Below are 21,267 nucleotides of genomic sequence, written 5' to 3'. Positions count from 1 at the left end.
TACCGCCTATACCCCAAAGCTTTCGCCGCAGCCGCATGCGTTGCGCGCTTTCGGGTTGTTAAATTTAAACAGCTGATTTAATCCTTCACGCACATAGTCCACCTCCGTCCCGTCGATAAACGGCATCGCCTGCAGCGGCACGTAGAGCCTTGCGCCGTCGGCTTCATACAGCAGGTCGTCCGGCTGCGGCTGGCGTACGGTATCGAGCACGTAGCCGAATCCGGCGCATCCGGTCTGCTTCACGCCAAGACGCACGCCCACCATGTCAGGCTGTCTTGCCATCAGCTCACGGATATGGGCCGCCGCCGCCGGGGTCAGCGTTAAGCCGCGCCAGGCGAAATCTTGCGGATTGAACGTTTCTGACTGTGATTCCATAGATTCACCTTCTCTGTCGGGCCACCGTAGGGATGGCATTATGCCAGGCTGTGTTCCCTAACCGGGCGCGGCGTCGACGCCGGGCCAGAAGCGCGTCCCACAGGGCTGGGGCCATTCGCGAACGGTTAAGGGACACAGCCTAATGATAATTATTATCACTTCAACCCTGGAAGCGCAGGGTCATTGAGTCCGCCAGCCATTTTGGCCCGCGTTTACTAAGCATAGACGCTTACTACAGGGTTAACAGCGGCGATGAAAATCTGGTAATCAATTGATTATTAAAAGATTATCTGACGACTGTCGCCGCAAAGGGTCGGAGAGGTAAATAAGCATAGAAAATGCCTATTTCAGCAAAAGGAGAGCACCAAGGGCGCAAAGGACACTAAAAAACCCCGGCAGGGCGTTCGCGTCGGGGTTATGGCGGTCAGCGTTTATACCCTAAATAATTCGAGTTGCAGGACAAAACGCAGCGCGTTTTGAACAGCCCCCGGGCTGGCCCCGAAGGGGTGAGGCCCCAGGGCCGAATAAAGCCAACGTACATGCAACCTGAAGTATGACGGGTATAGTTATCAATGCACGCCCAGCCGCCAGGCAAAGTAGATCTCTTCTTTCAGTTCGCTGGCTGAGAGCGTAAGCAGATCGGCAAACTCCAGCTCTAATTGCTTAAGGCGCTTCAGATACTGAGCGGGAGAGAGTGTGGTCGTATCACGACGCAGAAATTCAATGGCCAGCCGGGTGGGATCGAGTTGGGTAGACATGGTGTCCTCGCTTATGTACAAAACCTGCCCAGTATACCCGTCATACTTCAGGTTGCATATGCGTTGGCTTCTGGTTACTCGTCTCATCCATGAGACTCGCCCTGACGGGCCGCCGCTGCACGGCGTTCAAATCTGCTCCAGGCAGATTTGTCACTCACCCCGGTCACATAGTTCGCTATGCTCCCGGGGATGAATGAGGGACATCCCTGTCCCTCACCGAAGGCGACCTGCGGTCGGGCAAATTCGTTCCTGACGAATTTGTTGCTCGCTTGCCGCCTTCATGCAACTCGAATTATTTAGGGTATATACGCCTTTTTTCCGCGCAGATTTTGTCCAGTAGCAATAGAGATCGCATTTATTCAGGTGACAGGGTCACAGAACCGCGGTGGTCAGCCGCGATGAGCAGCACAGCCGCCGCTGTTGATCATAAATATCGATTTGCCACACCTGATGGCGGGAGCCGGTGTGCAGCGCTTTGCAGACGCCCGTCACCCGCCCCTCTCTGGCGGATCGCACGTGGTTGGCGTTGACCTCAATGCCAACCACCCTCTGTTCCCCCTGGGTGCAGAGATACCCGGCAACCGACCCGAGGCTCTCGGCCAGCACCACGGACGCGCCGCCGTGCAGCAGCCCGAACGGCTGCTTAGTGCGTCCGTCCACCGGCATTGACGCCTCCAGCGTATCTTCACCGATGCGCTCGAAGCGGATATCAAGCAGCCCCACCATATTGCCCGCTCCCATGGCGTTCAGCGCCTCAAGCGTGACTTCACGTTTCCAGATCATCCGATAATCTCCAGCAGTGCCTGTAGCGGATGGCGTACGCCAGCCCCCTCAATGCGTTTAACCTGGCTTCGACAGGAGTAGCCCGTCGCCAGGCAGCGGTTGCGCGGCAGGCGCTGCATCGCCTGCTGCCAAGAGAGCGCGTAGATCCCCAGCGAACCGGCGTGGTTCCTGACCTCATGGCCGTAGGTGCCCGCCATTCCGCAGCAGCCGACGCTGACGTTTTCCAGCCGGGCACCGAAGCGGGCAAAGATCTCCGCCCACTGGGCGGGCGCGCCTGGCCGGGCGGTAACTTCGGTGCAGTGGCCGAAGAAGTACCACGCCTCCCCGCCGGGCGCGTCCGTCGCCTGCGGCGTCAGCGCCGTCGCCAGCCATTCGTTGACCAGCTGTACGTGGAAGTCGCCGCGCTGCTCCCCCAGCGCCAGACGGTACTCGTCGCGATAGCAGAGCACCAGCGCCGGATCGACGCCTACCATCGGCATACCGAGGCGGGCGACGCGGTTAAGAAATTCGGAGGTTCGCTTCGCCGTAGCGGCAAAGCGGGTCAGAAAGCCCTTAATATGCTGCGCCTTGCCGTTAGGCGAAAACGGCAGCAGCACCGGCTGATAGCCCAGCTTCTCCACCAGCCTGATGAAATCGGAGACCACCTGAGCGTCGTAGTAGCTGGTGAACGGGTCCTGCACCACCAGCACCGTACGCGCTTTTTGCTCATCGCCCAGCGCCTCCAGCTGCTCAAGGGTCATATTCGCCGAACGATGACCAATCAGCTGCTGCTGTAGCGACGGCACCGAGAGCAGCGGCAGATCCACCATCCCGATGCGCTTTTCAACGAACCGGCGCACCAGCGGCTGATTAATAAAAAAGTTGAAGGTCTTCGGTGCCCGCGCCATTAGTGGAGCATAGCTTTCGACCGTCGCCACCAGGTGATCGCGCAGCGGCCGCAGGTAGCGGGTATGGTAAAGCTGCAGGAAGCGCGAACGAAACTCCGGCACATCAATCTTGACCGGGCACTGGGTGGAGCAGGCCTTGCACGCCAGACAGCCGGACATCGCCTCCTTCACCTCGTGCGAAAAATCATATTCGCCCCTGTCTGCGTGCCAGCTGTTGCGCGTGCGGGCGATCAGGGTGCGCAGGCTGGCGCGCTTTTCCGGCAGCTCTTTTTCCAGCCTCAGCGGATCGACGCCGCGGTCGGCCAGCAGGCGCAGCCATTCACGAACCAGCGTCGCGCGCCCCTTCGGCGAATGGATGCGGTTGAGGCTGATTTTCATCGACGGGCACATCGGGCTGCGGGCGTCAAAGTTGAAGCACAGCCCGTTGCCGTTGCACTCCATCGCGCCGCGCCACTGCTGGCGCACCGCCAGCGGGATCTGCCGATCCCAGCTGCCGCGCTTGGCCGCGTCCACCGACATCATCGGCGCATCCACCCCCTCCGGCGGACAGATCTTACCCGGATTCAGGCGGTTATGCGGATCGAAGGCGGCCTTCACCTTGCGCAGTTCGCCGTACAGCGCTTCGCCAAAGAAGGCCGGGCTGTACCCGGCGCGAAACCCTTTACCATGCTCTCCCCACAGCAGCCCGCCGTAGCGGGCGGTCAGCGCCACCACCTCGTCAGAGATCTGCTTCATCAGCACTTCCTGCTGCGGATCGCACATATCCAGCGCCGGACGGACGTGCAGCACGCCGGCGTCAACGTGGCCAAACATGCCATAGCTCAGACCGTGGCCGTCGAGCAGCGCGCGGAACTCGGCGATATAGTCCGCCAGATGCTCCGGCGGCACGCAGGTGTCCTCGGCGAAGGGAATGGGCTTCGCCGCGCCAGGGGCATTGCCGAGCAGCCCCACCGCCTTTTTGCGCATGGCGTAGATACGCTCCACGCCCGCCGGATCGTTGCACAACTGCCAGCCGATAACGCCCGCCTCCGCGCGCGCCATCAGCGCGTCGAGACGCTCACACAGCGCGTTCACCTGCTGGTCGATTAGCGCTTCGTCATCGCCGGCAAACTCGACGATGTTAAGGCCCTGCATCTCTTTGCCCGGAACGTCGGCGATCAGGCCGCTGACCGAATGCCAGACGATATCCTCCCGCGCCAGGTTAAGCACCCGGGAATCCACGGTCTCCACCGACAGCGCCCGCGCTTCCACCATAAAGGGCGCATTGCGCAGCGCGGAGTCGAAGGAGTCATATTTGACGTTCACCAGCCGGCGCACCTTCGGCAGCGGGGTAATATTGAGCCGGGCTTCGGTAATAAAAGCCAGGGTGCCCTCTGAGCCGGTCAGGATGCGGGTTAAATCAAAGGTCGTCATCTCATCGTTAAACACATGACGCAGATCGTAGCCGGTGAGAAAGCGGTTCAGCCGGGGAAATTTATCGAGGATCAGCGGGCGGTTTTCGCGGCAGCGCTGATACACGGTGCGATAGATACGGCCAGCGGCGGTGCCGTTCTGCCCCAGCGTCTCGGCCAGCGCAACGGGCAGCGGCTGGGTATCAAGAATGTCTCCCCCCAGCAGCACCGCGCGCAGCCCCAGCACGTGATCGGAGGTTTTACCGTAGACCAGCGATCCCTGGCCGGAGGCGTCGGTATTGATCATCCCGCCCAGGGTGGCGCGGTTGCTGGTGGACAGCTCCGGCGCAAAGAAATAGCCGTACGGCTTCAGGAACTGGTTAAGCTGATCCTTAATAACCCCGGCCTCGACCCGCACCCACCCCTCTTCCGGATTGATCTCAATGATGCGGCTCATATAGCGGGACATATCGACGATAATGCCCTGATTCAGCGCCTGGCCGTTGGTGCCGGTGCCGCCGCCACGGGGGGTAAAGATAAGCGAAGTAAAGCGCGGCTCGGTCGCCAGCCGGGCGAGCAGCGCCACGTCGGCGGTTGAGCGTGGAAAGACGACGGCGTCCGGCAGAAGCTGATAGATGCTGTTATCCGTCGCCATGGTCAGACGATCGGCATAGCTTGTTGCCGTATCGCCGGTAAAACCCTGTTGCTCCAGCGCCTGCAAAAAATTCAGCACCAGCTGAACGACGCCGGGTGCCTGAGAAATTTGTGGGATCATTATAATGACTCTTATCCTGCGATCTGCGTTGTGGGACTTTTGTGTTGTATCACATTTTTTTCGTATGCGCCCGGCAGATTTGCAGGCAGAATCAGGCGGTAAAACGCGACTTCAGACCGCGTCATCGTCCTGACGCACAGTTAAAGGTAAAAATGATTTATGGAAAATTTTCGTCAGCCCAGGGACATAGCCCAGGTTCTGCTATCGGTGCTGTTTTTAGCTCTCATGATTGTGGCGTGTTTATGGATCGTACGGCCGTTTATCCTGGGCTTTGCCTGGGCCGGAACGGTAGTCGTGGCCACCTGGCCCGTGCTCCTCTATTTGCAAAGGCTGCTGTGGGGCCGCCGCTCCCTCGCGGTACTGGTGATGACGCTGCTGCTGGTGCTGCTCTTCGTGATCCCCATTGCGCTGCTGGTCAACAGCATCGTCGACGGCAGCGGCCCGCTGATCCACGCCGTGACCGGCGGTGAAATGACCCTCCCGGCTCTCGACTGGCTCAACGGGGTGCCGCTGGTAGGGGCAAAAATTTACGCCGGCTGGCATAACCTGCTGGACATGGGCGGCACGGCGATCATGGCCAAGCTGCGCCCTTATATTGGCACCACCACCACCTGGTTCGTCGGCCAGGCGGCGCATATCGGCCGTTTTATGATGCACTGTGCGCTGATGCTGTTATTCAGCGCCCTGCTCTACTGGCGCGGCGAGCAGGTCGCGCTGGGTATTCGTCACTTCGCCTGCCGACTGGCCGCTCAGCGCGGCGATGCGGCGGTGCTGCTGGCGGCGCAGGCAATTCGCGCGGTAGCGCTGGGCGTGGTGGTTACCGCCCTGGTTCAGGCGGTCCTTGGCGGGATTGGTCTGGCGGTTACCGGGGTTCCCTACGCCACCCTGCTGACGGTGGTGATGCTGCTCTGTTGTCTGGCGCAGCTGGGGCCGCTGCTGGTGCTGGTTCCGGCAATTATCTGGCTTTACTGGAGCGGTGATACCACGCCGGGCACGGTGCTGCTGGTCTGGAGCTGCGTGGTGGGAATGCTGGATAACGTTATTCGCCCGATGCTGATCCGCATGGGTGCCGATCTGCCGCTGATTCTGATTCTCTCCGGCGTGATCGGCGGCCTGATCGCCTTTGGGATGATCGGCCTGTTTATCGGCCCGGTTCTGCTGGCCGTCTCCTGGCGTCTCTTCTCCGCATGGGTGCAGGAGGTTCCGGCCCCGGATAATGAACCGGTGGCAATCCCCGAAGCCCTTGCCAGAACAAAGGGCGAAGAGGCCTGACCGGGATACGGGCGCTCCGCCGCCCGTATCCGCAGCCGTTCGGGGAACAGGGCGGCGTATTTTCCTGCATCATTATTTTTGCTGTTGATAAATTTGCTTTGCATTAAGAGGGTCAGAGAAAGCATTTGACGAATGCCAATGCGAGCGGCAGAACGCACCAGCCCGATACGCAGCCCCTCCCCGCAGGCCAGCAAATATATATTGAATATTATTCCACCGCTTTACCATCAGCCCCCTCGCAAACGGAAATGATATCCTCTTTAAACTATTGAGAGGAATCCGATCGACGTAAAAAACGCCCCGGCCTATTATTAGCCCACGGTTATAGATCAACGACTTGATTTATAAACATGGAAATCCCCTGAGTGAAACAACGAATTGCTGTGTGTAGTCTTTGCCCATCTCCCACGATGGGCTTTTTTTTATGCCGAACACGCCATTCCAGTTCATTTTTCGGAAAATTACACCTTCGCCCGGCCGCTATTATCTGCTGAATACTTCCCGCCCGAGAATTAAAATCGCGCCCCCTGCTTCCGGCACTGATGACAGCGAAAAATAGTTTAACCCTTCTTTTTTCGCCCTTCCGGCTTAATTCACACCACGATAACAAATAATATTGCACGAGATAATGTGACTCTCTTCAAGCCGGAAAGCAGGGAATAATGTTATTTATGCTACATTGCCTTTTACAGTGAAATCGTCACCTATGAATGCCTATGAGCTACAGGCCTTACGCCATATTTTCGCCCTGTCCGTTACCGAGTGCGTGCGCTGGATTGCGCCTGGGGCGCGCACCGAGGAGTGGCTGCGTTGGGAAAGCGGAGAGCAGGCGATCCCACCGGCTATCGTCGACGCGCTGCTCGCGATGCGCCAGCAGCGAAAAAAACGCATTGACGCCATTATCGACAAAATTAATAACCGTATTGGTAATAATACGATGCGCTATTTCGTTACTTTCGCGGATTTCCAGGCCGTCTATAGTGAAGGTAATTTTCTTGACTGGAAAATTTACCAGTCCGCCGCTGCTGAACTTTATGCCCACGATCTTGAACGTCTGTGCTAAGCGCCTTTTTATGGCGCTCCGGACAGCGCAGATAGTCTGACCTCCTGCTTTAAAACGCAGTGCAATTTTATGGCGCGGGCGCTTTTGCCTGCTCCAGGGAACCCTTTTGAGCCAGTTCACTGAGCACACATTGATGAAAAAAAACTATCTCCCTACCGCCGTGGGGCTGTATCTCAATTACCTGGTGCACGGAATGGGCGTTATTCTGATTAGCCTTAATATGTCCTTCCTGGAACAGCAGTGGCAGACTAACGCCGCCGGCGTGTCGGTAGTGATATCCTCGCTGGGTATTGGCCGCCTGAGCGTTCTGCTGTGCGCCGGCATGTTATCGGATCGCTTTGGCCGCCGCCCTTTTATTATCCTCGGGACAATCTGCTACCTCGCCTTTTTCGTCGGTATCGTTAACACGAATAATATGGTGATGGCCTACGCCTTCGGCTTTCTCGCCGGCATGGCCAACAGCTTTCTCGACGCCGGAACTTATCCCAGTCTGATGGAGGCTTTTCCCACCTCACCTGGCACCGCCAATATTTTAATCAAGGCGTTTGTCTCCGCCGGACAGTTTATTCTGCCGCTGATCGTCAGCCTGCTGGTCTGGAGCGGCCAGTGGTTCGGCTGGTCTTTTATTATCGCCGCCGCCGTAATGACCTTAAACGGGCTGTTTCTTCTGCGCTGCGCGTTTCCGCCCCACCCCGGACGCATCGCGCGGACAGCGGCTCCGGCAGACCGCGCCGCGCCGGGCAAACATCGCTGCTCGCTTATCGACCTGGCCTGCTACACCCTGTACGGCTACCTCTCAATGGCGACCTTCTATCTGGTCAGCCAGTGGCTGGCGCAGTACGGCCAGTTCGTCGCCGGTATGCCCTATACGCTTTCCATTAAGCTGCTCAGTATCTATACCTGCGGCTCGCTGCTGTGCGTGCTGATCACCGCCCTGCTGGTACGCAGGACCGTCCATGCCACCACGCTGCTGATACTGTATACCTTTATTTCATTTATCGCGCTGCTGACGGTCTGCCTGCATCCGCAGATCTGGGTGGTGATGGCGTTTGCCTTCACGATCGGCTTCTCCTCGGCGGGCGGGGTGGTGCAGATTGGGCTAACCCTGATGGCGGCGCGTTTTCCCCATGCCAGAGGCAAAGCCACCGGTATCTACTACAGCGCGGGAAGTATCGCCACGTTCACCGTTCCGCTGATCGCCGCCCGGCTGTCGGAAAGAAGCATCGCCGATATTATGTGGTTTGATACCGCTATCGCCGCCGCGGGTTTTCTGCTGGCGCTGTTTATCGGCTACCGGAGCCGCCGGGAAATAAAACGCGCGTTAAGCAGTCCGCGGATCAACGAATAATTATTGCCGCCGTGGATGCAATATTCTTCATCGCTGCTGCAATATAGTTTGGCCAGACGGTAAAAATGAACGAGGGCAGCGCTGAACTCGCTGATATTCACACTTCAGTATGCAATATACCTGGTCATTTAAGCGCTATGCTATGTAGGGGGTAAATACCGCACGCAGTATATTATTTATCAGCTGCCAAATACTCCCTGGCAAATAAAGAATGATTTTACCAGTATGGAACTGTGAAAATGTCTAAAAACAAGACTGTCCGCACGCCATTTATTCTGGCCGTTATTTGTATCTACCTCAGTTATTTTCTCCACGGCATCAGCGTTATTAGCCTGGCGCAAAATATGACTTCGCTGGCGCAACAGTTTTCCACCGACAATGCCGGAATCGCTTATTTAATTTCCGGTATTGGCCTTGGGCGACTGGTCAGCATTCTCTTTTTCGGGGTGCTGTCGGATAAGTTCGGCCGCCGGGCTATTATTCTGCTGGGCGTGGCGCTGTATATACTGTTTTTCTTTGGCATTCCCGCCAGCCCCAGCCTGATGGTGGCCTTCGCCCTCGCCGTCGGCGTCGGCATCGCCAACTCGGCCCTCGACACCGGCGGCTATCCGGCGCTGATGGAGTGCTTCCCGAAGGCCTCCGGCTCGGCGGTCATTCTGGTCAAGGCGATGGTCTCCTTCGGGCAGATGATCTACCCGATGATCGTCAGCTATATGCTGCTCAATCACATCTGGTACGGCTACGCGGTTATTATTCCCGGCGCTCTGTTCGTCCTTATTACCCTGCTGCTGCTCAAAAGCAAATTTCCCGGCCAGCTGGTGGATGCCAGCCTCGCGAAAGATCTGCCGCAGATGAGCAGCAGGCCGCTGGCGTGGCTGGAGGGCGCGGCTTCGGTGCTGTTCGGCGTCGCCGCATTTTCAACCTTCTACGTCATCGTCGTCTGGATGCCAAAATACGCCGTGGCCTTCGGCGGCATGTCTGAAGCCGAAGCCCTGAAGACCATCTCCTGGTACAGCATGGGCTCTCTGGTTTGCGTCTTTATCTTCGCGGCGCTGCTAAAAAAATGGGTCCGCCCCGTCTGGGCTAACGTTTTCAACGCCGGGCTGGCGACCGCTGCCGCCGCCGTTATCTACCTCTATCCGTCGCCGCTGGTGTGTAACCTCGGGGCGTTCGTTATCGGCTTCTCCGCCGCCGGCGGCATCTTACAGCTCGGCGTATCGGTGATGTCGGAATTCTTTCCGCAGAGTAAGGCTAAGGTCACCAGCATCTATATGATGATGGGCGGCGTCGCCAACTTCATCATCCCGCTCATCACCGGCTATCTCTCCACGATCGGCCTGCAGTACATCATCCTGCTCGATTTCGTCTTTGCGCTGCTGGCGTTTATCACCGCCATTATCGTCTTTATCCGCTACTACCGGGTGTTCACTATTCCACCAAACGATATTCGTCTGGGCGAACGTTATTTTCTCTAAATCCGTCTTTAAGGAGTCACGCAATGGATGTTACCGCTAAATACGAACTGATCGGCCTGATGGCTTATCCCATCAGACACAGCCTGTCGCCGGAAATGCAGAACAAGGCGCTGGAAAAAGCCGGTCTTCCCTACACCTATATGGCTTTTGAGGTGGACAACAGCACCTTCGCCGGGGCGATTGAGGGGCTGAAGGCGCTGAAAATGCGCGGCACCGGCGTATCAATGCCTAACAAACAGCTGGCCTGCGACTTTGTTGACGAACTCTCCCCCGCCGCAAAGCTGGTTGGTGCCATCAATACCATCGTTAACGACAACGGCTACCTGCGCGGCTATAACACCGATGGCACCGGCCATATCCGCGCGATTAAGGAAACGGGCTTCGATATCAAAGGCAAAACCATGGTGCTGCTGGGGGCCGGCGGCGCGTCAACGGCGATCGGTGCCCAGGCCGCCGTTGAGGGAATGAAAGAGATTAAGCTCTTTAACCGGAAGGATGAGTTTTTCAGCAAGGCGCTTGAGTTCGCAAGGCGCGTGAATGAGAACACCGACTGCCGGGTCACCGTTACCGATATCGCCGACGGCCAGGCCTTTGCCGACGCCCTTGCCGGCGCGGATATTCTGACCAACGGCACGAAGGTAGGAATGAAGCCGCTGGAAAATGAGTCCCTCGTCAGCGACATCAGCCTGCTGCACCCCGGACTGCTGGTCACCGAGTGCGTCTATAACCCGCACATGACGAAGCTGCTGCAGCAGGCGCAGCAGGCAGGTTGCAAAACGGTAGATGGTTACGGCATGTTATTGTGGCAGGGCGCTGAGCAGTTCAAACTGTGGACCGGCGAAGAGTTCCCGCTGGAATACGTTAAACAGGTCATGGGTTTCACGGCCTGATGCGCCAGAACTCGTTATTCATAAAAGGTAAACCATGAACACCGTAACCGTAAAAAATCTTGTGATTGGCGAAGGCGCGCCCAAAATTATCGTCTCACTGATGGCAAAAGATCTCGCCGGCATAAAATCAGAAGCCCAGGCCTATCGTGACGCCGACTTCGATATTCTCGAGTGGCGCGTCGATCACTTTAGCGCAGCGACCTCCGCCGAAGCGGTGCTGGAGGCGCTCCGCGCCATCAGAGCCGCCATGCCGGAAACGCCGCTGCTGTTTACCTTCCGCAGCGCAAACGAAGGCGGTGAGCAGGCCCTCTCGCCTGAGGACTATCTGGCGCTCAACCGCGCGGCGGTAGAGAGCGGCCTGGTCGATATGATTGACCTGGAGCTGTTGACCGGCGACGCGCTGATTGCCGCCGCCGTCGAACACGCCCACGGTAATAACGTGAAGGTGGTGATGTCGAACCATGATTTCCATAAGACGCCGCCGGCGGAGGAGATAGTGAATCGCCTGCGCAAGATGCAGTCTCTGGGAGCGGATATACCCAAAATTGCCCTGATGCCTGAAAACCGCAGCGACGTGCTGACCCTGCTCGCGGCAACGGTGCAGATGCACGAGCAGTATGCCGATCGGCCGATTATTACCATGTCAATGTCGCAAACCGGGGTTATTTCGCGGCTGGCGGGAGAGGCCTTCGGTTCCGCTGCCACCTTTGGCGCGGTGAAAAAAGCCTCCGCTCCGGGGCAAATATCGGTTGGCGATCTGCGCAGCGTATTAACGATATTACATCAGGCTTAATTTGCAGAAATAAGGTGGGGTATTTCACCCCGCCGTAAATAAAAAATTATCCCGTTGAGCTGAATAGCGCCGACTATTCTGCGGCGGCGCACGTCCTCGCGGCATAAAAACACGATCCGTTTATTGCCGGAGAGGTTCGAACCGCATCGGTCTGGCGGCAGAACGCGCGCGGCGGAAAATAACCGGGCGCGCCAACCAACCCGCCGCGGTAAAAAATGAAATGAACAGCGCCAACGCACAGGCAACCTGAAGTATGACGGATATATAAATCAGCGCTTTTATTCAGATAATTGCTGGAGTAACTATGAAATACGAAACGCCACCCCGTGTTGATGGCCGCGTGCCCGTACTTTCGGCACCGGACGCGATAAATTATATAAAGGATGAATCCACCCTGTGTATTTTAGGTGCCGGCGGCGGAATTCTCGAAGCCACCGCCTTAATTACCGCCCTGGCCGAAAGATATCAACAAACCGGAACCCCGCGTAATTTATCCCTTATCAGCCCCACCGGGCTTGGCGACCGCGCCGAACGCGGCATCAGCCCGCTGGCCCAGGAGGGCCTGGTGAAGTGGGCGCTGTGCGGTCACTGGGGGCAGTCGCCGCGCATTTCCGAACTGGCGGAGCAGAATAAAATTGTCGCCTACAACTACCCGCAGGGCGTCTTGACCCAGACGCTGCGCGCCGCCGCCGCCCACCAGCCCGGCATTCTGAGCGACATCGGCATCGGCACCTTTGTCGATCCCCGCCAGCAGGGCGGTAAGCTGAACGCGCTAACTAAAGAAGATCTGATTAAGCTGGTTGAAATAGATAATAAAGAGTACCTCTACTATAAGGCCATCGCTCCCGACGTGGCGTTTATTCGCGCCACCACCTGCGACAGCGAAGGCTATGCCACCTTTGAAGACGAAGTGATGTATCTGGACGCGCTGGCGATCGCCCAGGCGGTGCATAACAACGGCGGTCTGGTGATCATGCAGGTGCAGAAGAGGGTTAAAAAGGCGACCCTGCATCCGAAGGCGGTGCGCATACCGGGCTACCTGGTGGATATCGTGGTGGTCGATCCCGACCAGACGCAGCTCTACGGCGGTGCCCCGGTGAACCGCTTTATCTCCGGCGACTTTACCCTCGACGATGGCGCTCAGCCTCCCCTGCCGCTGACCCAGCGCAAGCTGGTGGCCCGCCGCGCGCTGTTTGAGATGCGCAAGGGCGCGGTAGGCAACGTCGGGGTCGGGATCGCCGACGGCATCGGGCTGGTGGCCCGCGAAGAGGGTTGCGCCGACGATTTTGTGCTGACGGTGGAAACCGGCCCGGTTGGCGGGATCACCTCCCAGGGCGTGGCGTTCGGTGCCAACGTCAACACCCGCGCCATTCTGGATATGACCTCGCAATTTGATTTTTACCACGGCGGCGGCCTCGACGTGTGCTATCTGAGCTTTGCCGAAGTGGACAGCCACGGCAACGTCGGGGTGCATAAATTCAACGGCAAAATTATGGGCACCGGCGGCTTTATTGATATCAGCGCCACCTCCAAAAAAATTGTTTTCTGCGGCACGTTAACCGCCGGCAGCCTGAAAACCGAGGTTGGCGACGGAAAATTAACCATCCGCCAGGAAGGCCGGGTCAAGAAGTTTATCCGCGAGCTGCCTGAAATTACCTTCAACGGCAAAATTGCCCTCGAACGCGGCCTCGACGTGCGCTACATCACTGAACGGGCGGTCTTCACCCTGAAAGAAGACGGCCTGCACTTAGTCGAGATCGCCCCCGGCGTGGATCTGCAAAAAGACGTTCTCGACAACATGGATTTCTTACCGGTTATTTCACCCGACCTGAAGCTGATGGACGAAAGATTATTTATCGACGCCGCCATGGGCTTTGTTTTGCCCGACGCAACCCATTAAAGGAGCACCACGATGGACTTTTCTTTAACCGAAGAGCAGGAGCTGCTGCTGGCCAGCATTCGCGAACTGATTTCCAGCAGCTTTCCCGAGGAGTATTTCCGCACCTGCGACCAGAACGGCACCTATCCGCGAGAATTTATGCGCGCCCTTGCCGAAAACGGCATCTCTCTGCTCGGCGTACCGGAGGAGTTTGGCGGTATTCCGGCGGACTACGTGACGCAGATGCTGGCGCTGATGGAGGTGTCAAAATGCGGCGCGCCGGCCTTCCTGATCACTAACGGACAGTGTATCCACAGCATGCGCCGCTTCGGCTCTCCGGAGCAGCTACGGAAAACCGCAGAGAGCACGCTGGAGACGGGCGATCCGGCCTACGCGCTGGCCTTAACGGAGCCGGGGGCCGGTTCGGACAACAACAGCGCGACGACCAGCTACGTCCGCAAAAACGGTAAGGTCTACCTGAACGGGCAGAAAACCTTTATCACCGGGGCGAAAGAGTACCCTTATATGCTGGTGCTGGCGCGCGATCCGCAGCCGAAGGACCCGAAAAAAGCCTTTACCCTGTGGTGGGTGGAATCCAACAAGCCGGGGATCACCATCAACCCGCTGCACAAAATCGGCTGGCACATGCTGAGCACCTGCGAGGTCTATCTCGATAACGTCGAGGTAGAAGAGAGCGACATGGTTGGCGAAGAGGGCATGGGCTTCCTCAACGTGATGTACAACTTCGAAATGGAGCGCCTGATCAACGCCGCGCGCAGCACCGGCTTTGCCGAATGCGCCTTTGAAGACGCCGCGCGCTACGCCAACCAGCGTATTGCCTTCGGCAAGCCCATTGGTCATAACCAGATGATCCAGGAGAAGCTGGCGCTGATGGCCATTAAAGTCGAAAACATGCGCAACATGGTGCTGAAGGTGGCCTGGCAGGCGGATCGGCAGGAGTCGCTGCGCACCAGCGCCGCGCTGGCGAAACTGCACTGCGCGCGCAGCGCCATGGAGGTAATTGACGACGCCATCCAGATCATGGGCGGGCTGGGCTATACCGACGAAGCCCGCGTCTCGCGGTTCTGGCGCGACGTCCGCTGCGAGCGCATCGGCGGCGGCACCGATGAGATTATGATTTACGTGGCGGGTCGACAGATCCTGAAAGATTACCAGAGCCGGTAACGGCGCGGCGGGAACGCCTTACCCGTCCTGCCGTGCGGGACGGGTAAGCCGCGGTCAGACCTCGGCGGTCAGGTTCTCCGGCCCGACGAGGCGAATTTTAAACTGGCGGCGGTAGTCGCCTGGGGGGCAGCCGACGTGGCGCAAAAACAGCTTGGCAAAATGATCGACATTTTCATACCCTACCCGCCAGGATATTTCCGCCAGCGAGGCGTCGGTATTGGTCAACGCAAATTTTGCTTCGGTCATGCGCCGCTGGATCACATAGTTAATGGGTGAAATATGATACTCCCTGGTGAATTCATGACAAATATAGCTGACGCTGGCGCGGAATTTTTTTGACAGCTGTTCAAGGGTGATTTTTTCACGGTAGTTATTGTTCAGGTACAGCAAAATATCTTTTATCAGAATATCTTTTTTAATGAACCCCTGCTCTGAACGGTAAGCATTTTTAAAGTTTTCATGGAACAGAACGGTCAATACGCAGGCAAAAGCGTCGCAAACCGACGAGGCAAGGCCATTTTTACTCTGCGGCAGCAGCATCCCCAGTTCGTTAAAAATACTTTTAATCACCGCTTCCCCCTGCCCGACCGCCACGACCGGACAGGAGTGCGGCTGCAGCAGTTGATTCTCCTCCCAGCCCGGAAACTGAAAGCCATACAGCGCGCAGGTCCAGGTCGTCGCCGGCGCGTTCACGTCTGACGCCACCGCGTGCAGCCGCCCGCGCTCAATCACCACGATATCGCCGGCGTGCGCCATATACAGCGAAGAGTCAATAATAAATCTGGCGACCCCTTTCTTAACGTAAATAAGTTCGGTTTCATTATCGTGAACGTGATGCCCTGACTCCCACTTCGGATCGTCGCTAATAACAAAACGGGAAATCCGTGGCGTTTTTCCAGGCTCAAATAGCGCTTCCGCGACATTATCAAAACAGCATTGATACATGACAACCTCCACAAGCAAACAGAAATTCTGCATAGCTGAATGGGGATAAAATAAAGCGCACACGGCGGTTATACAACCGCGTTTTCCCGGGTTAAAACAAGATTATTTTCCCGATGTGCAAGATAATAAGGTATGTACCGCAAAATAACCGCGTGAAGACGCCTTTTGCACTGTCGATCCCATTTTTTTTGCAAGATTCCTGGTAACGAAAACAGATTGCCCTGTCGAAAAAAAAGGCCCTGCTGTCGCACACTACCTCCAGCCTCATTATACCTTTCGCCAATGCCGGGGATGGCCCGTTTTACCCCCTCCGGCACGCGACACACTGGAGATATCATGAAAATAATAGCCTGCTTTAAGCTGGTGCCTGAAGAACAGGACATTGTGATCACCCCCGAACATACGCTCAGTTTTGACAATGCCGGGGCGAAGATTAGCCAGTTTGACCTCAATGCGCTGGAAGCCGCGGCGCAGCTGGCCACGGGTGATGACGAAATTGCCGCGCTGACCGCCGGCGGCTCGCTGCTGCAAAACTCAAAGGTGCGCAAAGACGTTCTCTCCCGTGGACCGGACGCGCTCTATATGGTGCAGGATGCCCGCCTCGAACACGCGCTGCCGAAAGACACCGCCCTGGCGCTGGCCGCCGCGGCGCGGAAGATGACCTTTGATCTGCTGATCTTTGGCGAAGGCTCCGGCGATCTCTATGCCCAGCAGGTGGGGCTGCTGGTCGGCGAGATGCTGCAGCTGCCGACGCTCAACGCCGTCAGCCGCATCGAGCGGCAGGGCGACCGTATTGTGATTGAGCGTTCGCTGGAAGACGAGATCGAGGTTATCGAGCTGGCGCTTCCCGCCGTCCTCTGCGTGACCTCCGACATCAACGCCCCGCGTATCCCCTCGATGAAGGCCATTCTCGGGGCGGGCAAAAAGCCCGTTCATCCGTGGCAGGCCAGCGATATTGACTGGCAGCCGTCGGCATCGCTTGCGGAGCTGGTGGAGATCAGGGTGCCGCCGCAGCAAGCGCGTCAGCACATCATCCTGGATAACGACTCGCCGGAAGCCATCGCGGAACTGGCTGAACATCTGAAAAAAGCCCTGAACTAACCCTTACGGAGAAAATATCATGAGCCAGGTAACCAACGTCTGGGTATTCAGCGACAACGTCGATCGCTATGGCGAGCTTATGGCCGGCGCGCGTCAGTGGGGAGCGCGGGTTTACGCCATCGTGGCCGGGGCTGAACAGGCCGATCGCGTTATGCCGCTGGGAGCCGACGGCATCGTCGTACTGCAGGAGCGCCCGGCGCTGCAGTGCTGCGAAAACTATGCGGAAACTATCGCCGCGTTAATCAAAGAACGAAGCGCCGGGCAGCCCGCCCTGCTGCTGCTGGCCGCCACCCGACGCTGTAAAGCGCTGGGCGCGCGCCTGAGCGTACAACTGGATGCGCCGCTGGTTAACGACGCCACGCGGGTCAACGTCGGCGCTGACGCGCTGCACGCCGCGCACCGCATGTACGGCGGGCTGGCGTTCGGTGAGGAAAAGCTGCACGGCCCGTATAGCATCATCTCCCTTGCCCCCGGCGTGACGCAGCCGGTGGAGGCCACTCCGGCGCACGCCTGCCCCGTCGAGCAGGCGGCCTGGGTCCCGCCGCACCATGAGATCATCTGTCAGGAGCGGCGCGAAAAATCGCGCAGCAGCGTCGATCTCAGCAAGGCCCGGCGGGTCATTGGCGTTGGTCGCGGCCTGGCGGCGCAGGAGGATCTGAAGATGGTGCACGCGCTGGCCGAGGCGCTGGACGCGGAGGTTGGCTGTTCACGACCGATTGCCGAAGGTGAAAACTGGATGGAGCGCGAACGCTATATCGGCGTCTCCGGCGTGCTGCTGAAGTCCGAACTTTACCTGACGCTGGGCATCTCCGGGCAGATCCAGCATATGGTGGGCGGCAACGGCGCGAAGGTGATTGTCGCCATCAACAAAGACAAAAACGCGCCGATCTTCGGCTACGCCGACTTCGGCCTGGTGGGCGACATGTATAAGGTCGTCCCGGCCCTGATTGACCAGTTAACCCGCTAAACGTCTATTTATCCCGCCGCCGCTGCGGCGGGTAGGGAGCAGAAAGCATGTCGGATGAAAAATTTGACGCCATTGTGGTCGGCGCGGGCGTGGCGGGAACGGTAGCGGCGTACGTGATGGCCAAAGCCGGGCTGGAGGTGCTGGTCATTGAGCGCGGAAACAGCGCGGGCAGTAAAAATATGACCGGCGGCCGGCTTTACGCGCACAGCATTGAGCGCATCATGCCGGATTTTGCCCGCCAGGCCCCCGTTGAGCGCAAGGTCACCCGCGAGAAAATCTCGTTTATGACCGGCGAGAGCGCCGTGACCCTCGACTATCACCGCGAACAGCCGGACGCCCCGGCGCAGACTTCATATACCGTGCTGCGCAGCCGGCTGGATCCGTGGCTGATGGAGCAGGCGGAAGAGGCCGGGGCGCAGTTTATTCCCGGCGTCCGCGTCGACGCGCTGATCCGCGAAGGCCGTCAGGTGACCGGCGTCCAGGCCGGGGACGATATTCTGGAGGCCAACGTGGTGATTCTGGCCGACGGCGTCAACTCGCTGCTCGGCCGCTCGCTGGGAATGGTTTCCGCCCCGTCGCCGCACCACTACGCCGTCGGCGTGAAGGAGCTGATCGGCCTCACCCCGACGCAGATCGAAGATCGCTTTAATCTCTCCGCCAACGAAGGCGCGGCCTGGCTGTTCGCCGGCTCCCCCTCTGACGGCCTGATGGGCGGCGGCTTTCTTTACACCAACCGCGATTCCGTCTCCCTCGGCCTGGTGTGCGGGCTGGGCGATATGGCTCACGCGAAGAAGAGCGTGCCGCAGATGCTGGAGGATTTTAAACAGCATCCGGCCATTCGCCCGCTGATCGAGGGGGGAAAACTGCTGGAGTATTCGGCGCACATGGTGCCGGAGGGCGGGCTGGCGATGGTGCCGACGCTGCTGGATGACGGCGTGATGATCGTCGGCGATGCCGCCGGGCTCTGTCTTAATCTCGGCTATACGGTGCGCGGGATGGATTTAGCCATCGCCTCTGCCGAAGCGGCGGCGAAAACGGCCATTGCCGCCAAAGCGCAGCAGGATTTTACCGCCCGCGCGCTGGCCGGCTATAAAAGCGCGCTGGAGCAGAGCTGCGTGATGCGCGACATGCGGCGCTTCCGCAAGGTCCCGGCGCTCATGGAGAACCCGCGCCTGTTTAGCCAGTATCCGCGCATGGTGGCAGATATTATGCGCGATATGTTCACCGTTGACGGCGGCGTAAACCGGCCGGTTCGTCAAATAATCTTATCGCACGCGAAGCAGGTCGGCCTGGTGAACCTGCTGAAAGATGGCATCAAGGGAGCGACGGCGCTATGAGTCAGGAGAATCGCGTAAACGTCGACGTCAAGCTGGGCGTCAATAAATTCCATGTCGACGAAGGCCACCCGCACATCGTGCTGAAGGACAACCCGGATCGCCATGAGCTGCGCAAGCTGCTAAACGCCTGCCCCGCCGGGCTGTACAAGCTGGACGACGCGGGCAACGTCCATTTTGACTCCGCCGGCTGCCTGGAGTGCGGCACCTGCCGGGTGCTGTGCGGCGATACCCTTCTTGAAAAGTGGGAATATCCGGCGGGCACCTTTGGCGTCGATTTCCGCTACGGCTGATAGCCTGGAACGCTGGAGAATTCGCAGCCGGAGCGCGCGTTGCGTCCGGCTGCGCCCCCCCTGGCGGCCCTGTCCGCCGGAAAGCACGTCGATATCATCCAGGAAATAACGCATGAGCGTCACATTAGCAATTAATCCCGAACGCCGGAAAGCATACCGGGAACAGGGTTTCTGGGGCGATGCCTCTCTGGGCGACTACTGGCAGCAGAGCGTGCGGGCCGTACCGGATAAAATCGCGGTGGTCGACGGCCACGGTGCCAGCTATACCTACGCCGGACTGGATCGGGCAGCCGGCCGCCTGGCGAGCTGGCTGCAGGAGCAGAAGGTTCAGCCCGGCGACCGCGTCGCGTTTCAGCTTCCCGGCTGGTGCGAGTTTACGCTCATCTATCTCGCCTGCCTGAAGATCGGTGCCGTATCCGTCCCGCTGCTTCCCGCCTGGCGGGAGGCCGAGCTGGTCTGGGTACTGAATAAGTGCCAGGCCAAAATCTTTTTCGCGCCCACCGTGTTTAAGCAGACCCGGCCGGTTGATCTGATCCTGCCGCTGCAGGCTCAGCTGCCGCAGCTGCGGCAGATCGTCGGCGTGGACAAGCTGGCTCCCGCCACCACCACTCTCGCGCTTAGCCAACTGCTCCGCGACCACGCGCCGCTCACCGGGGCCGCTGCGGTACACGCCGATGCGCTGGCTGCGGTGCTGTTTACCTCCGGCACGGAGGGGAAGCCAAAAGGAGTGATGCTGACCCACAATAATATTCTGGCCAGCGAGCGGGCCTACTGCGCGCGGCTTAATCTCAGCTGGCAGGATGTTTTTCTGATGCCGGCACCGCTGGGACACGCCACCGGTTTTTTACACGGCGTTACCGCACCGTTTCTCATCGGCGCGCGCAGCGTGCTGCTGGATATTTTTACCCCGGAAGCCTGCCTCAACCTGCTGGAGGAGCAGCGCTGCACTCTGATGTCCGGAGCGACGCCGTTTGTCTACGATCTGCTGGAGGCGCTGGTCCGGCGGCCCACCGATCTCTCCTCGCTGCGCTTTTTTCTCTGCGGCGGAACGACAATCCCCAAAAAGGTCGCGCGCGAATGCCGGCGGCTGGGCGTGAAGCTGCTCAGCATTTACGGCTCCACCGAGAGTTCACCCCATGCGCTGGTAAACCTTGACGATCCGCCCTCGCGCATGATGAATACCGACGGCTACGCGGCGGCAGGGGTGGAGATTCGGGTGGTTGACGAAGCGCGTACTCCGCTGCCGGCCGGAGTCGAAGGCGAAGAGGCTTCGCGCGGGCCGGGCGTCTTTGTGGGCTATCTGGACGAGCCGGAGCTGACCGCCAGGGCGCTGGACGCCGACGGCTGGTACTACAGCGGCGATATCTGCCGGATGGATGAGGCGGGCTACATTACGATAACCGGGCGCAAGAAAGACATTATCGTGCGCGGCGGCGAGAATATCAGCAGCCGGGAAGTGGAAGATATTCTGCTGCTGCACCCCCGCATCCACGACGCCTGCGTGGTGGCGATGCCGGACGAGCGCCTCGGCGAGCGCTCCTGCGCCTACGTGGTGCCCAGGGAGCCGGGTTCTCCGCTGTCGCTGGAGGAGATCGTGGACTTTTTCAGCCGTCGGCGGGTGGCGAAGTATAAATATCCGGAGCACGTGGTGATCGTGGACAAGCTGCCGCGAACGGCCTCCGGCAAGGTTCAGAAGTACCTGCTACGCCAGGATATTATCCGGCGGATGCGCCAGTCGCAGTCGGCGTAAAAC

At 58.8% G+C, this 21,267-nt stretch carries 18 protein-coding genes and 1 other RNA gene; 14 read left to right on the top strand and 5 right to left on the bottom strand.

From position 1 onward, the window contains the following. Window positions 1–6: 6 nt before the first annotated feature. The 4 genes from sufA to ydiJ all read right to left on the bottom strand — a co-directional run bounded on the left by sufA (window position 7) and on the right by ydiJ (window position 4,969). On the bottom strand, window positions 7–375 hold the full coding sequence (gene sufA / locus GJV78_RS11770) for a Fe-S cluster assembly scaffold SufA (protein WP_155108529.1): 369 nt from the start codon (window positions 373–375) through the stop codon (window positions 7–9). Between the two features lie 569 nt (window positions 376–944). Next, complete coding sequence (locus tag GJV78_RS11765; protein ID WP_155108528.1) at window positions 945–1,133, bottom strand: YdiH family protein; 189 nt, start codon at window positions 1,131–1,133, stop codon at window positions 945–947. A 372-nt stretch (window positions 1,134–1,505) separates the two neighbouring features. Further along, complete coding sequence (gene menI, locus GJV78_RS11760) at window positions 1,506–1,916, bottom strand: 1,4-dihydroxy-2-naphthoyl-CoA hydrolase (RefSeq protein WP_155108527.1); 411 nt, start codon at window positions 1,914–1,916, stop codon at window positions 1,506–1,508. Further along, window positions 1,913–4,969, bottom strand: coding sequence for a D-2-hydroxyglutarate dehydrogenase YdiJ (gene ydiJ / locus GJV78_RS11755; RefSeq protein WP_155108526.1), 3,057 nt, complete (start codon window positions 4,967–4,969; stop codon window positions 1,913–1,915). Before ydiJ ends, menI begins: the two co-directional genes overlap by 4 nt. Before the next feature lie 159 nt (window positions 4,970–5,128). On the opposite strand from ydiJ, the gene ydiK reads away from it, so the two are divergent. The 9 genes from ydiK to GJV78_RS11710 all read left to right on the top strand — a co-directional run bounded on the left by ydiK (window position 5,129) and on the right by GJV78_RS11710 (window position 14,874). Further along, window positions 5,129–6,241 (top strand): AI-2E family transporter YdiK, encoded by a 1,113-nt coding sequence (gene ydiK, locus GJV78_RS11750; protein WP_155108525.1) that lies wholly within the window; start codon window positions 5,129–5,131, stop codon window positions 6,239–6,241. Window positions 6,242–6,559: 318 nt separating this feature from the next. After that, window positions 6,560–6,667, top strand: an RNA gene (gene rprA / locus GJV78_RS11745) — antisense sRNA RprA. A 280-nt stretch (window positions 6,668–6,947) separates the two neighbouring features. Continuing rightward, window positions 6,948–7,304 carry a YdiL family protein gene (locus tag GJV78_RS11740; protein WP_155108524.1) on the top strand — a complete coding sequence of 119 codons (357 nt, stop codon included), beginning with the start codon at window positions 6,948–6,950 and terminating at the stop codon, window positions 7,302–7,304. 133 nt (window positions 7,305–7,437) lie between these two features. After that, on the top strand, window positions 7,438–8,652 hold the full coding sequence (locus GJV78_RS11735; protein ID WP_155108523.1) for an MFS transporter: 1,215 nt from the start codon (window positions 7,438–7,440) through the stop codon (window positions 8,650–8,652). A 239-nt stretch (window positions 8,653–8,891) separates the two neighbouring features. Next, window positions 8,892–10,127 carry an MFS transporter gene (locus GJV78_RS11730; RefSeq protein ID WP_155108522.1) on the top strand — a complete coding sequence of 412 codons (1,236 nt, stop codon included), beginning with the start codon at window positions 8,892–8,894 and terminating at the stop codon, window positions 10,125–10,127. Between the two features lie 23 nt (window positions 10,128–10,150). After that, window positions 10,151–11,017 carry a quinate/shikimate dehydrogenase gene (ydiB, locus tag GJV78_RS11725; RefSeq protein WP_155108521.1) on the top strand — a complete coding sequence of 289 codons (867 nt, stop codon included), beginning with the start codon at window positions 10,151–10,153 and terminating at the stop codon, window positions 11,015–11,017. Window positions 11,018–11,051: 34 nt separating this feature from the next. Continuing rightward, window positions 11,052–11,810: a type I 3-dehydroquinate dehydratase gene (gene aroD, locus GJV78_RS11720; RefSeq protein ID WP_155108520.1), complete on the top strand. Its 759-nt coding sequence runs from the start codon at window positions 11,052–11,054 to the stop codon at window positions 11,808–11,810. A 304-nt stretch (window positions 11,811–12,114) separates the two neighbouring features. Continuing rightward, window positions 12,115–13,710, top strand: coding sequence for an acyl CoA:acetate/3-ketoacid CoA transferase (locus GJV78_RS11715; protein WP_155108519.1), 1,596 nt, complete (start codon window positions 12,115–12,117; stop codon window positions 13,708–13,710). A 12-nt stretch (window positions 13,711–13,722) separates the two neighbouring features. Then, a complete protein-coding gene (locus GJV78_RS11710) occupies window positions 13,723–14,874 on the top strand; it encodes an acyl-CoA dehydrogenase (RefSeq protein ID WP_155108518.1) in 1,152 nt (383 codons plus the stop codon). A 54-nt stretch (window positions 14,875–14,928) separates the two neighbouring features. On the opposite strand, the gene GJV78_RS11705 is transcribed toward GJV78_RS11710, so the two are convergent. Continuing rightward, complete coding sequence (locus tag GJV78_RS11705) at window positions 14,929–15,819, bottom strand: AraC family transcriptional regulator (RefSeq protein WP_155108517.1); 891 nt, start codon at window positions 15,817–15,819, stop codon at window positions 14,929–14,931. A gap of 336 nt (window positions 15,820–16,155) precedes the next feature. Between GJV78_RS11705 and GJV78_RS11700 the strand changes: the two genes are divergently transcribed. From GJV78_RS11700 to fadK, 5 genes are all read left to right on the top strand, one after another. Next, window positions 16,156–16,920 carry an electron transfer flavoprotein gene (locus GJV78_RS11700; protein ID WP_155108516.1) on the top strand — a complete coding sequence of 255 codons (765 nt, stop codon included), beginning with the start codon at window positions 16,156–16,158 and terminating at the stop codon, window positions 16,918–16,920. A 19-nt stretch (window positions 16,921–16,939) separates the two neighbouring features. Further along, window positions 16,940–17,887, top strand: a complete 948-nt coding sequence (locus tag GJV78_RS11695) for an electron transfer flavoprotein subunit alpha (RefSeq protein WP_155108515.1) — start codon at window positions 16,940–16,942, stop codon at window positions 17,885–17,887. A gap of 47 nt (window positions 17,888–17,934) precedes the next feature. Beyond that, entirely contained in the window at window positions 17,935–19,224 is a 1,290-nt protein-coding gene (locus tag GJV78_RS11690) for an FAD-dependent oxidoreductase (protein ID WP_155108514.1), read from the top strand. Next, on the top strand, window positions 19,221–19,514 hold the full coding sequence (locus tag GJV78_RS11685; RefSeq protein WP_155108513.1) for a ferredoxin family protein: 294 nt from the start codon (window positions 19,221–19,223) through the stop codon (window positions 19,512–19,514). Before GJV78_RS11690 ends, GJV78_RS11685 begins: the two co-directional genes overlap by 4 nt. Window positions 19,515–19,626: 112 nt before the next feature. Beyond that, on the top strand, window positions 19,627–21,264 hold the full coding sequence (gene fadK, locus GJV78_RS11680) for a medium-chain fatty-acid--CoA ligase (RefSeq protein WP_155108512.1): 1,638 nt from the start codon (window positions 19,627–19,629) through the stop codon (window positions 21,262–21,264). The last annotated feature ends 3 nt before the right edge of the window (window positions 21,265–21,267 follow it).

It is taken from the genome of Intestinirhabdus alba (assembly GCF_009711095.1).
In the GTDB taxonomy this organism is placed as follows: domain Bacteria; phylum Pseudomonadota; class Gammaproteobacteria; order Enterobacterales; family Enterobacteriaceae; genus Intestinirhabdus; species Intestinirhabdus alba.
The sequence above is the reverse complement of the archived record's forward strand: the minus strand, read 5'-3'. Positions and strand labels throughout refer to the sequence as shown.